This is a genomic window from Streptomyces fagopyri (assembly GCF_009498275.1).
In the GTDB taxonomy this organism is placed as follows: domain Bacteria; phylum Actinomycetota; class Actinomycetes; order Streptomycetales; family Streptomycetaceae; genus Streptomyces; species Streptomyces fagopyri.
The window spans coordinates 596,646-608,825 of sequence record NZ_CP045643.1; the positions used below are offsets into that span (position 1 = coordinate 596,646).

At 70.5% G+C, this 12,180-nt stretch carries 9 protein-coding genes; 5 read left to right on the top strand and 4 right to left on the bottom strand.

Translation table 11 applies throughout. The annotated features are described in order from the left end of the window. Positions 1-106: 106 nt before the first annotated feature. Positions 107-976: a dioxygenase family protein gene (locus GFH48_RS02520; RefSeq protein WP_153286659.1), complete on the bottom strand. Its 870-nt coding sequence runs from the start codon at positions 974-976 to the stop codon at positions 107-109. Positions 977-1,045: 69 nt separating this feature from the next. Next, positions 1,046-2,101, bottom strand: a complete 1,056-nt coding sequence (locus GFH48_RS02525) for a maleylacetate reductase (RefSeq protein ID WP_153286660.1) — start codon at positions 2,099-2,101, stop codon at positions 1,046-1,048. A gap of 891 nt (positions 2,102-2,992) precedes the next feature. Here GFH48_RS02525 and GFH48_RS02530 point away from each other — a divergent pair. Together GFH48_RS02530 and GFH48_RS02535 are read left to right on the top strand one after the other, a co-directional pair. Continuing rightward, the gene (locus tag GFH48_RS02530) at positions 2,993-3,496 is read left to right on the top strand and encodes a DUF3761 domain-containing protein (protein ID WP_153286661.1); all 504 of its coding nucleotides are present in this window, start codon (positions 2,993-2,995) and stop codon (positions 3,494-3,496) included. 475 nt (positions 3,497-3,971) lie between these two features. Then, complete coding sequence (locus GFH48_RS02535) at positions 3,972-5,423, top strand: FG-GAP and VCBS repeat-containing protein (RefSeq protein WP_153286662.1); 1,452 nt, start codon at positions 3,972-3,974, stop codon at positions 5,421-5,423. Positions 5,424-5,840: 417 nt separating this feature from the next. Here GFH48_RS02535 and GFH48_RS02540 read toward each other — a convergent pair whose 3' ends face one another. Together GFH48_RS02540 and GFH48_RS02545 are read right to left on the bottom strand one after the other, a co-directional pair. Continuing rightward, positions 5,841-6,926: a helix-turn-helix domain-containing protein gene (locus GFH48_RS02540; RefSeq protein WP_153286663.1), complete on the bottom strand. Its 1,086-nt coding sequence runs from the start codon at positions 6,924-6,926 to the stop codon at positions 5,841-5,843. After that, positions 6,923-7,795 carry a peptidoglycan-binding protein gene (locus tag GFH48_RS02545; protein WP_153286664.1) on the bottom strand — a complete coding sequence of 291 codons (873 nt, stop codon included), beginning with the start codon at positions 7,793-7,795 and terminating at the stop codon, positions 6,923-6,925. Before GFH48_RS02545 ends, GFH48_RS02540 begins: the two co-directional genes overlap by 4 nt. Positions 7,796-8,057: 262 nt before the next feature. On the opposite strand from GFH48_RS02545, the gene GFH48_RS02550 reads away from it, so the two are divergent. From GFH48_RS02550 to GFH48_RS02560, 3 genes are all read left to right on the top strand, one after another. After that, on the top strand, positions 8,058-8,504 hold the full coding sequence (locus GFH48_RS02550) for a peptidoglycan-binding domain-containing protein (protein ID WP_153286665.1): 447 nt from the start codon (positions 8,058-8,060) through the stop codon (positions 8,502-8,504). Between the two features lie 490 nt (positions 8,505-8,994). Further along, complete coding sequence (locus tag GFH48_RS02555; protein ID WP_153286666.1) at positions 8,995-10,644, top strand: peptidoglycan-binding protein; 1,650 nt, start codon at positions 8,995-8,997, stop codon at positions 10,642-10,644. A 317-nt stretch (positions 10,645-10,961) separates the two neighbouring features. Beyond that, positions 10,962-11,981, top strand: a complete 1,020-nt coding sequence (locus GFH48_RS02560) for a hypothetical protein (protein WP_153286667.1) — start codon at positions 10,962-10,964, stop codon at positions 11,979-11,981. The last annotated feature ends 199 nt before the right edge of the window (positions 11,982-12,180 follow it).

Here is a 12,180-nt window from a genome sequence, read left to right on the forward strand (position 1 = left end):
AACGTCGGGGTGTCGGGGCCGGGGACGGCTCCCGGTGCCGGTGGGTGTGCGGGCGCGCCCGTCGCTCGGGCGCGGCATGACGTGTGGTGCGCCGGCCGCGGCGAGGTCAGTCCGCCGGGTGGGGTTCGAGGACGAAGGTCCGGCGCAGCAGGGTGTAGGGCTCGTCGGTCAGGCCGCGGCGGGGGCCCGCGTCGGCCTCGTAGGTGTCGTAGGAGTCCAGCAAGGACTGCTTCACTCCGAACACCGGGTCCGTGTCGAGGTACGGGTCGTCGGAGGGGAAGAGCATGGTGGTCACGCGCTGGAATCCGGGGGCCGTGATCAGCACATGGACGTGGGCGGGACGCATCAGCGACCTGCTGGTGGCGCTCATCAGTTCACCGACCGGCCCGTCTCCGGGGATCGGGTAGCTGGCGGGGCGGATGGAGCGGAAGCCGAAGTGCCCTGTCCCGTCGGTGCGGAACAGTGCGCGCATGGCCGGATCGGTGCGGCCGGGCACCTCCATGTCGTAGTGGCCGTCCGCGTCGCTGTGCCAGACGTCCACCCCGGCACCGGGCACCGGCGCTCCTTCGCGGTCCACGACCCGTCCCTCGAAGAACAGCGGGGTGCCGGTCAGGCCGCCGGAGATGTCGGCGGCGTCGGAGTGCTCCGGGCGGTCCTCCCTGAAATAGGGGCCCAGGACGCTGTTCTGCGTCGACTTGACGGAACGTCGGTTGCTCAGGGCGTCGACGAGCATGGTGACGCCCAGGACGTCGGAGAGCAGGATGAACTCCTGGCGCGTCGGCGTGCACGTGTGCCCGGTCCGCGTCAGGAAGTCCACTCCCGCGGCCCACTCCTCCTCGGTCAGTTCGACATCGCGGACGAAGGCGTGGAGGTGGTGGACCAGTGAGTGCAGGATCTCGGCCAGGCGGGGGTCCTTGGTGTCGCGCATGGTCGAGATCACGGCCCCGGTGATGGTGTCGCTGGTCAGATCACGCATGGGGTGCTCCTGTGGTGATGGGGTGTGCGGTGACGGATTCGGTCCGCGGGTGCGGACGCTGGGCGATGTTCATGGCCTCTCACCGGCCCAGGCGCGGGTCAGGAAGGCGTGGACCGCGCTCCGGTCCACGGGCCGGGGGTTCCAGTAGCCGTCCCGCACGACGAGTTCGGCGGCCCGCTCGATCCCCGACGCGGGCATCCCGAGGTCCCGCAGGGCCCTGGGTGCGCCGAGCCGCCCCGCGAGGTCGAACAGGGCGTTCGCGGGGTCGTCCCCCGGCAGTGCCCGCGTGATGCGGGCCATGGCTTCGCCCGCGGCCGGGGCGTTGTAGGCGATGACGTGGGGCAGGACGACCGTGTGGGTCTCGGCGTGCGGCAGCCCGAAGGCGCCGCCCAGCACATGACACACCTTGTGGTGCAGGGCCATGCCCACCGTGCCGAGGCAGGTGCCGGCCAGCCACGCGCCGTACAGCGCGTCGGCGCGTGCCTCCGCGTCGTCCGGACGTCGCGCGATCAGGGGGAGGGAGCGGGCGAGGGCGTCGAGCGACTCACCGGCCATCAGGAGGGCGACCGGGTCCTGGTCCTGTGCGTAGAGGGCCTCCACGGCGTGCGCCATGGCGTTGATGCCGCTGACCACCGACACCGGCGCCGGAAGTGTGCGCGTCAACTCGACGTCGTACACGACCGTCCTGGGCAGTACTTCCGCCAGCCGCCGGGTCGTCTTGATACGGCCCTCGGTCTCTCCGAGGATCGGTGTCATCTCCGAACCGGCGTAGGTGGTGGGCAGTGCCAGTTGCGGGAGACCGGTCCGGGCGGTGATCGCCTTGCCGAGACCGATGGTCGATCCGCCGCCGACGGCGAGCACGGAGTCGGCTCCCACGGACCCGGCGCGCGCGACCGCCTCCTGAGTGACCTCGACCGGGGTGTGCGGGACGGCCCCGGCGAAGGTTCCCGCGGCCGCCGCTCCCAGCAGATCACGTATCTCCGCCGCCTGGTCCACCTGGTCGGGCGTGCACAGCACGAGCACCCGCCGGCACCCGAGAGCATCGACCTCTTCGGGAATACGGCGGCGCGTCCCGCTGCCGAAGACCACTTTGGTGATCTGTCCCCGGTGCACGAATTCTTTCATGATGATTCCCTCGGTCCTGCCACACCTCTTCATGGGTGGAAGGAAGCGTCACCACGGAAATGGCGCACGTCAACGGAACCCGTGAAAGATGACGGCCAGCACCCCGGGAATACCTCGTCCGCGCGATCCTCAGGACCCCAACTCCCCAGGGTTTACCCGCGATATCACCTATCTGCGGGATGGCGGACCCGCAACAGACGTCGGACCGTGGACGCGGGTCCGGATGCAGGTGCGGGTGGGGACCGGCGGCTCCCGTCGCCCTCGAAGCCTGTCGCCGAACCCCCTCCCATTCTCGTGCATTGCCTGACGGAAAACGCCGGACGGTCCGCGTCGGTGAGAGGCGGCGTGAAAAGCGATGGATGAAAAGGCCGCCACGATCGGAAGGTGCTGGCGGAAGTGCCGGACAGCGCGTCGGTTCCGGCGGGCGGATTCGGATTCAGCCGGTGCGCCGGACATACGGATCCGGGTTCTGCCGGTCAGGCTCAAGCCGCCCTTCCGTACTGACGCTTGACGTCGGCCAGGGCGTCGCCCTGACGTCCGAACCCCGACCCGATGGCGAGCGTGTTCCGGTTCTGGCCGTGACGGGTCCCCGCGCGGGCTTGAACCCGCCTCCGCGAACGGCCGGTTGGAAGTGGGCGAGCGTACGCGGGCACGTTGTTCGCACCGGGCCGGCCGAGCGGATCGCATGTCTTGACAGCACAGAGGTGGGTGTCCAGTCGAGGTGCGCGGACACGGTGCCGGGGCGAGCCGGTCACCGAAGCAGCCGCGCCGGGGTCGTCCGCCCCGCTGTGAACGGCCGTAACCGCGCCGACCCCATCACCACACTTCACTCACATCTTCTTCACAACTCCTGTTACGGTCACCCCACCACGAACCATCTCTGGGGGGACCATGTCGTACAACCAGCCGCCGCCACCGCCCGGATACTGGCCACCCGCCGCTCCCGCCCCACAGCCGCCCCGGCCGAAGTGGGCCCGGAAAAGGTACGTACTGCCTGCCATCGGCGTCGCGTTCTTCATCGGCGTCGGCGCCGGCGGCAACGACCAGAAGAGCGACACCACCAAGGCCGCGGCCACCAAGGTGCGGCCCGCGGCCACTGTCACCGCGACGGCGACCGCGACGGAGACCGCGACGCCGAGACCCGCGCCGACGGTGACCGCCACGAAGACGGTCAAGGTGAAGGTGACCGTCACCGCGAAGGCAGCAGCCGTCAGCGGCTCCGGCAGCGGTTCGTCCGGCGGATCGTCGGGGAGCGGTGGCTCAGGTTCTTCGGGCGGTTCCGACGCTGCCGGAAACGGCGCCACCGCTCGCTGCAACGACGGCACCTATTCCTACGCCGCGCACCATCAGGGAGCGTGCTCGCACCATGGAGGCGTGGCCGTCTTCTACAAGTAGGCCGGACCGCACGGCCATTCGTCGCCGGCCCACGACCCGGATGTGACGGCAGGCGCTGTCGGCCGGTCGCGGCGCAGCCCGTGACCGGCGGTGGCCCGCACGCTCGCCGCGCGGAACGGACGGCGACGGCATCGGCGGGCCGGCCTCGCGCCCGCGCTCGCGGGCTCTTGGCCGAGCATCATGACCAGATCGCCGGTCCACGCCCCGCGCCGCAGGAGGTCCACCGCCCCGCGCACCGTGTGGAGATCGGTACCGCGCTCAAGCCGGCCTCGGCGCACGGAGAGCGGACCCGGACGGTGGATCCGGACGGCGGCCCGGGACGCTGCACCCCGGACAGTGGGAGACCACCTGGAGACAGTCGTCCTCAACACCCCCGCATACGTACAACCATTCGGCCACCGTGTACGTCGTAGAGCGCAGTCGATCTGATCACCTTCACAGGTCGCTCACAGCAAGCTCTCGACAACGGAGACCCATGCACGCCAGACGTACCGCCCTCGCTGCCGCCGTGGCCCTCGTGGCAGCGGTCTGCACACCGTTCCTGACGGCCCCCGTGGCGTCGGCGGCCCCCGCCAAGCTGCCCGACGACTTCAACGGCGACGGCTACCGCGACCTCGTCATGCAGGGCGGCTCGCACGGCAAGGACGGCCGGATCACCGTCGTCTACGGCACCTCGTCCGGTCCCGGCACCCGCGTCCAGATCATCCACCAGGACTCGCCGGGCATCCCGGGCGCGGTGGAGGCGGGGGACGGGTGGGGAACCGCCGCCACCACGGCCGACCTCGACCGCGACGGCTACGCCGACCTGGTGGTCTCCTCGCCCGGCGAAAACGTGGGCGACGTGAAGATGCGCGGCGGGCTGACCGTCGTGTGGGGCAGCGCGACGGGCCTCGGCTCGGGCACGGTCTTCAACTCGCCGGTCCCGCAGGAGTACCAGAACGGGGGTGACGCGTTCGGCGAGGACGTGGTGGCCGGCGACTTCGACGGCGACGGAGACCAGGACCTGGCCGTCACCAGCAACAGCCGGGCGGGTGTGGTCCTCCTGAAGGGCCCCTTCACGCGCACCGGCGGCAAGAGCGGCTGGAACTCCCTGGGCGACTCCTACGGCCTCCTGTGGGGCGCCAACCTGGTCGCCGGGCGGGTCACCGCCGACGCCGCCACCGACCTGTACATCCTCGGCGCCGACCTCCAGCGCAACAGCGATGTGGACCTGCGGGCCTACTTCCACCGCGGCGGCAGCACCTTCACCCAGCGCGCGGGCGAGGTACGGGTGCCCGACGACGGGGGCCACCAGAGCGGCGACATCCTCTCCGTCGGTGACTTCGACAAGGACGGCTACGGCGATCTCGCCATCGGCCGCGGGTACGAACCGGGCGACGGTGAACGCGGTTACGTGACGGTCCAGTACGGCGGCTCGAACGGGCCCGACACCGCGCGCAAGCCGGTCAAGTTCACCCAGGACACCGCCGGTGTGCCCGGCTCCTCCGAGAACGGCGACTTCTTCGGTTCGGCCATCGCCGCCGGCGATGTCAACGGCGACGGCTACGCGGACCTCGCCGTCGGCGCCCACGGCGAGGACCTCGGCACCAAGCGCGACGCCGGCGCGGTCACCGTCCTCCTCGGCCGCGCCGGAGGCCTGTCCGGCACCGGGGCCAAGTCCTACACCCAGGACACCTCCGGTATCACCGGCACCGCCGAGACCGAGGATCTGTTCGGCGACCACCTCAAGCTCACCGACTTCACCCGCGACGGCCGTGCCGACCTCGTGATCGACACCAATGAGCAACTGGGCTCCGATGACCGCTGGGGCCTCGTCCACCTGCTCAAGGGCTCCGGCTCGGGCATCACGACGACGGGCTCGAAGTCGTACACCGTGACGTCGCTGAGGCTGTCGTACCTTCGACTGGCCGGGCCGTTCGCACGCTGAGCCCACCGACCGGCGAAGAACGATCAGGAGTGTGAGGTCGCGGGCAGTGCGTGCCATCGGACCAGGCCCTCTGTCAACGGCCTCACCCCCCTGCCGGATCCACAGCGGCCGACGACCACCGCCACCCGGCTCCAGAGACCCCTCGGGTCCCCACACGACCACGTGGACAGGGATGCCGACCGGGCTCCGGGATGGACGATCCGGCGCGGTCCGCCGGCGGCCGACCCCTCTTTCGTGACGGGGAATGAGACGTACGGCGTGGGACGTACGGTCAACAAGCGGAGCCAGGTGGCGGGGCACGGCGACACGGCGGACGGCAGCACACACGCGTTCCCGTGGACGCCCGAGCCCCGCGTAGTGACAAAGAGTCACGCACGCGATGTCCGCCGGTGGGAGCCGGACGAGCCTCCTGACGTCTCAAGGGGCGAAGACGGCCTTGTCCGTGCGGGTCTCGAAGCATTCCTTCCCGCCGCCCGTCGCGGGAAGGAAGCAGGCTTTCACCGACATCCCGGGACTGACCACGCTCATGGAGGTGCGGACGTACGTGTCGGCCTCGCCGCGGCTGGTGACCTGGGCGGCGCGGACGGAGTCGTCGCGGCCGCTCGCCCGTATCTCGACGCGATCGTCCACGTCCGCGCCCCACATCCGGGCCCAACTCGTCCCGCATTCCAGGCTGTAGCGGACCTGGATCCAGGCGCCCGTCGCGGTCTCGTGCTCGGCGAGGGTCAATGGGTCGGCGGCGCATCTCATCGCGATCGGGTCCTTGTTCTGACAGGCGGTGTGCCGGCAGAGCGGCCCGGTGGCCGGAGGGGGCGCGGGGGACGGCGACGCGGGCTTGCGCTGCGAAGTCGGAAGGTGGATGAACACGAGCGTTCCCAGGACCACGGCACAGACCGACGCGAGAGCGGTGACGACGATGACGCGCCGGTTCCCGGTCGGGCCGGTACGGATATGACCGACGCCGCTCAGGCCCGTCTCACTCTGGCCTGCGTCGGGCCGGGCGGTGGCGGGCGGGGCGGCGGCAGGGGCCGAAGCCGGTGTCTCCGTTCCGGTGCCGGTGCGCTGTCGGTCCGGAGCCTCCGTTCGCGTGCTGGTGCTCTGCCCTGCGGGTGTCTCCGTTCCGGTGCCGGTGCGCTGTCCGGCCGATGTCCCCGTTCGGGTGCCGGTGCTCTGCCGGCCCGGCGCCCCACGCGTCGACACATCGACTTCCGTCCGACCCGTCCTGTCCACCCCATCCGCCCGGTTCACCTCATCCACCCGATGCGTCCGGGCGATGTCCAAGAGCGCCAACGGGTGGTCGGCGGGTTCCCCTGCGAGCCGGCACAGCTCTTTGACCGCGCTGCGGGGTGGCAGGCTCTTGCCGTTGAGATAGCGCTCCCAGGACGACTTGCTGAAGGTGGTCGCGCTCGCGAGCTGCGCCAGGCTCATGCCGGTGCGCTGCTTCAACTGCGTGAGTACGACGGCCAGTCGGGCGCCCGACGGTGAGGGTGCGCTGGGCGTCATCCTCGCAACGCCTTCCAGGAACGCGGCCCCAGCATGCCGTCGACGTCCAGGCCCGCACGTTGCTGGAACGTCTTGACCGCCCGCAGCGTCAGCGGGCCGAACATGCCGTCGATCCCGCCGGGTGAGATGCCTGCCCGGCGCAGCAGACACTGTGCCTCGGCGACGTCGACGCCTGTGGCGCCGTAGGAGATCTCGGAGTTTCGGCCGTTGTTGACACCTGCCGACCAGCCGCCGTCGACGCGGGTGATGCGGCATGTGTAGGAGGGCGGCGGCGACGCCGCGGTGGTGCGGGGCGCCGCGGCGACGGCGGCCGGGGCGCCGTCGTCGCCGAGACGCAGCATGAGCAGCAGCGCCGCCAGGAGTGCCACGGTCAGAGCGACGACACATGCCGTGAGAGCGAAGTGCGGGAAGCGGCCGGGGGCCGGTCCGGTGGCGGGTGGTGCGGTGAGCGCGACCGGTGTGGCCGGTACCTCGGGAAGCGGGCCGGCCGAGGTCGCCTGTTGCTCCTGCTCCCCCTCTTCTCGCCCCTCCCCCTCCTGCCGCTGCTGCCCTTGCTGCGGCTGCGCGGTGGACCGCGGCTGTACGACGGCCTTGGCGCGGCGGCTGTCCCGGGTGTCGGCGGCGATCTCGTGCAACGCCAACAGGGGGATGGGGTCGGCGCCGGTGATCCGGGCCAGTGCCTCCACCGCCTCCTGGGGCGGCAGTACCGTACCTCCCAGGTACCGCTCCCACGACTTGGCGCTGTAGCCGGTCTTGGCCGCGAGCTGCCGCATCGTCAGCTCGCTGTGGTCTTTCAGCTGGCGTAACTGCTCCACCAACTGCCGTGCGCAGGGATCGAGTTCAGCGGGCAGCGCCTTGAAACGCGGCATGTTTTCCCCCAATGCGGTCATGAGCGTGAACGGCGGCCCCCTCCGCTGCTCCGCATTCTGCATGAGCCCGCCACATCTGTCACAGCTGTCCCACGCAGCCGTCCCACCGGGTGCTGTCGCCGCAGGTCAGCAGGGCGGTCGTCCCGTAAGACCGCCACCTGTGCCCCAGCCGTAGCCACCCGCCCGGGAGTCCTGGACCTTTGGTCTCGCCACCTGCCGCCCAGTCGGGACAGGTGCCGACCCACGACCGAAAGAGGAACGCATGCGACCGAACGCTCTGGGCAGGACCATCGCCGGCCTCATCGTTGTTGCCGGCCTCACCGCCGGCAGTGTGGCGACCGCGGGCACCAGCTTCGCGGCGACCGCGACCACCGCGCGGACGGCCGCGGCCGCGCAGCCCGCCGCCGCGGCCGCGACGCAGAACTTCGGTCTGACCACGGCCGAGGCGAAGAACGTCCAGGAGTTCCTCGCGGACTACTGGGGATACACCGACACGATCGACGGTCAGCTGGGCACCAACAGCTGGAAGGCCTTCCAGCGCTGCCTCGCGAGGTACTGGGGCTACACGGGCGCCATCGACGGGGACCCGGGCACCAACACCATCAAGGCGCTGCAGCGTCTGCTGGCGGACGACTACGGCTACACGGGAGCGATCGACGGGGTCGCCGGTTCGGGCACCCGGGCGGCGTTCAAGCGCTTCGCCGCCTGACCACCTGACCGGTCGGACCCGCCCGACCCACTGACCGGCCTGTCCGATCCGACCGTCGAGTGACCCACCCGGCCCGTCCTTGCCCGGCAAGGACGGGCCGCGGATGCGTTCCCTCACCCCTCATCCGGACCGCGTCCCGCACGCCTGGGGCAACTGCCGTACCGAGAGGCCCGGTTCGTTCCCGCGAACGCACCGACCGTCGGGCCGTCGCCGTCGTCCCACTCTGCGGCCGTCCAGATGGGCGTCCCGGCAGGTCAGCGCGGACGGCATCCCGTCACGACCGCACTTCGACTGTAGCGGTGGCATCCGTCCCCGCCACGCACCACTCTCGTCCTGTCACCCCGCCGCAGCCGCGCGTTCTCGTCCCGGCAGTCCTCGTAGGCCCGTTGAGCACGCGGACCGGGCTGGAGAACGCCGGACGCGTACGACGGTCCCTCACACGAGGACGCGTCGGACGACGCTCCAGCAACCGAAGGAGAACCTCGCCGCCATGGGAAGACTCGCATTCCTCGTTCGCGCCGAAGACGACAGCTCACGGCACAGAGACACGCACCGCACGACGCCAGGGTGGCGGATCCGGATCGGTACGTTCGCCGCCACCGCGGCGATGGTCTCGGCCGGCGTCGTACTGGGTGCCGGTCCGGCGGCGGCGGTCGCGCCGTCCGCGATCAAACTGACCTCCGCGTCCTGCCCCACCGAGATCGTGCAGGGCCAGGTGAGCGGCTGCGTCACCGAGTTGCAGAACCTGCTCAACGCGCACGGCGCCGGTCTGGTGGTGGACGGTCAGTTCGGACCGAGCACGCTGTACGCGGTCCGTGAGTACCAGGCGTCCACCGCGATCGCCGTGGACGGGCGGGTGGGCCCGGCGACCAAGAGCAAGCTGTACGCGACCGGAGGCTCGGCGCCCGCCCCCATCAACCTCCAGTCCTCCTCGTGCCCCGCGAACATCGTCCAGGGTGACAAGGGCGGATGCGTCACCGAGCTCCAGCGACTGCTGCGCCACCACGGCTACGCGGTCGACGTGGACGGCGACTTCGGCGCCGGAACCGCGAGTGCCGTCCGCAGTTTTCAGACCTCCTACGGCCTCACGGCCGACGGGCAGGTCGGCGCCAACACCAAGCGGGCGCTCTACGACACCGACGAGTCACCGTCCACCGGCCTGGACCTGAGGTCCTCTTCCTGCCCGGACAACATCGTCGAGGGGCAGAGCGGCGGTTGCGTCGCCACGCTCCAGTCCCTGCTGAACGGCAAGGGCCAGAACGTCGACGTCGACGGCAGCTTCGGCCCCCAGACCCTGACGGCCGTGAAGGCGTTCCAGTCCGCGAACGGCCTCAGCGCCGACGGCGAGGTCGGTCCGAACACCAAGGCCGCGCTGTACTCGAACATCGGCGGTGGCGGCGGCAACGGCGCGCCCGCGCCGATCAACCTGAACTCCGCGTCGTGCCCGAGCGAGATCGTCAAGGGACAGCGCAGCGGCTGCGTCACCGAACTGCAGAGCCTGCTCAACCACCACGGTGCCGACCTCGCCGTCGACGGCGACTTCGGTTCGCTCACCGACAGCGCCGTCAGGGACTTCCAGGCCGAGAAGGGTCTCTCGGTCGACGGCCATGTCGGACCGAACACCAAGTCCGCGCTGTACGGCGCGGTCACCCCGCCGTCGTCGCCCCCGCCCGGCGGCGGCTACGGCAAGATCCTCGACGTGGCCGAGGCCGAGGTCGGCACGGTCGAGGGCAGCGCACGCGCGAACAGCTACGGTTCCGCCGTGGGTCTTTCGCTCTCCACCAGCGACTACGCCTGGTGCGCGACCTTCGTGAGCTGGGTGGCCAAGCAGACCGGGGCCAGCTCCTACCGCAACTCCTATGTCTCCGGCTGGGTCAAGCAGGCGCGGGCCGGCAACTACCACCTGTCGGTGACGACCAGCCCGCAGCCGGGTGACATCGTGGCCTTCGACTGGGACGGCGGAAGCGACTTCACCGGCGGCAACGAGCACATTGGCATCGTACGGACGGTGTCCTCCGGGTCGTCCTTCACCACCGTCGAGGGCAACACCGGGAACCCCAACGGCGGAAGCGACGGCGTCTACGTCAAGTCCCGTTCCACGAACAGCGGTTACGACGTGGTCTTCATCCGGGTCCGCTGACCGACCGGCTCCGCCGGGGTCCTCGGAAGGCCGCGCTCGAACACGGCGGCCTCCCGGGGGCCCCGGTGCCGGGTGCCGGGTGCCGGGTGCCGTCAAAAGCATCGAGTGCCGACGAACCGGCGACCAGCGACTCAGCCGCCGTGAAGCCTGCCAAGAGTGCCGCGCGCAAGGTGACCGGCGATGAGCAGGCATCAGTCGACATCGGACTTGAACATGTTCAAATCACGGCCTACAGTCGTGCCGTCAGCAAGTTTGAACACGCTCAAATTCCCCGAGGGACGATGGTCTTGCGTCGAACACGGCCGAGTGGCGCCGACATGCTCTACCTGACGGGGACCGTCACAGAGGCCGGGCCTCATCCGCTGACCGCCTGGCTCCTGGTACGGGCATGGCTGGCCGGCCTGGCGTCTGCCACGGGCATCGGTCTCGTTCGGGCCGTCATCACCAACCTGGTCCCAGGCGGCGGCGGACTCGCCGGCCTTGTCGTCCTCATCGTGCTCGGCCTCTGCTCCGCCTGCCAGGTGGTCGCCTCCGCACTGCTGTGCCGCTCCGTCCAGCAAGTCCGGCCCGCTCGCCCCCGGCCGCTGCGAACAGCGGTGGCGATACTGATCCTCGGATCCGCCGCCATGCTCACCCTCAACCAAGTGCTGTGCTCGGGTCCCAGGTTCGTCCTGCCCTTCGGTCCGCTCTCACTCCTGCTGCTCTGCCTTCCCTACCCCCTGGCCTTCGCCCTGCTGGCTGCCCCCGACCTCCGCACCGGCGTCGCGGTCACGGCGGCGGGAATCGCGATAGCGGGAACCGTGTTTCCGCTGCGCACCGCCCAAGAACACCTGGCCGCCGACGCCTGGCGCGGGCACCACTCCGCCACCGATCCCCGACTGCTTCAGGCAGTCGACTGGCCGGGCGGCCGGCAGGGCACCTTCACCGCGGGCAGTTACGGCGTCCGGCTCGATGTGTACTTCCCGAACACCAACATCGACGGCTTCTCCGAAGCAGTCGTCACGGTGTCCCGGTCCGGCACCGACCCGTGCGGTGGTGTGGGGGTCATCGCCGCCTACGAGACCGTTCCGAGTCAGGACGAGTTCCCTGACGGCCAGATCATCACGCTGCCCGCCAAGAAATGCACCCCGGCCGGCCCGAACCGCTGGACCCTGAGCGGCCGGGGTTTCACCGGATACGCGGAGCGCCGTGACGGTGTTCTGATCCGGCTCTCGGTCACCTCGGGCCACAACGGGGACGACCTCCCCACCATCGCCGGCACCCTTCACGTCCTGGACGACCACCAGCTCTGGAGCTACCTGAACACCCCTCTCAGCCCCTCCTGGCTGCTGACTTGACAGGCAAGACACGGCCCGTGGACGTCCCGAGCCACCGGAGGGCCACGCCGACGCGACCCGTCCCGCCGGGGACAGCCCAATGATCCGCGCCCACCAGCACGCCTGCGCCGGCGACCGACGAAATGTCCCGGGGAAGCGTCGAGGCGCGTACGGCAAGCATTCAGCCTGTGGCACACCGGAAGCCGGACCGCGTGCAACC

What these genes read in the sequence shown, in the direction of transcription:
- GFH48_RS02520 (WP_153286659.1), bottom strand. Translation starts at nt 976, where the DNA reads ATGCGTGATCTGACCAGCGACACCATCACCGGGGCCGTGATCTCGACC.
- GFH48_RS02555 (WP_153286666.1), top strand. Translation starts at nt 8,995, where the DNA reads ATGGGAAGACTCGCATTCCTCGTTCGCGCCGAAGACGACAGCTCACGG.
- GFH48_RS02550 (WP_153286665.1), top strand. Translation starts at nt 8,058, where the DNA reads ATGCGACCGAACGCTCTGGGCAGGACCATCGCCGGCCTCATCGTTGTT.
- GFH48_RS02545 (WP_153286664.1), bottom strand. Translation starts at nt 7,795, where the DNA reads ATGCCGCGTTTCAAGGCGCTGCCCGCTGAACTCGATCCCTGCGCACGG.
- GFH48_RS02535 (WP_153286662.1), top strand. Translation starts at nt 3,972, where the DNA reads ATGCACGCCAGACGTACCGCCCTCGCTGCCGCCGTGGCCCTCGTGGCA.
- GFH48_RS02530 (WP_153286661.1), top strand. Translation starts at nt 2,993, where the DNA reads ATGTCGTACAACCAGCCGCCGCCACCGCCCGGATACTGGCCACCCGCC.
- GFH48_RS02540 (WP_153286663.1), bottom strand. Translation starts at nt 6,926, where the DNA reads ATGACGCCCAGCGCACCCTCACCGTCGGGCGCCCGACTGGCCGTCGTA.
- GFH48_RS02525 (WP_153286660.1), bottom strand. Translation starts at nt 2,101, where the DNA reads ATGAAAGAATTCGTGCACCGGGGACAGATCACCAAAGTGGTCTTCGGC.
- GFH48_RS02560 (WP_153286667.1), top strand. Translation starts at nt 10,962, where the DNA reads ATGCTCTACCTGACGGGGACCGTCACAGAGGCCGGGCCTCATCCGCTG.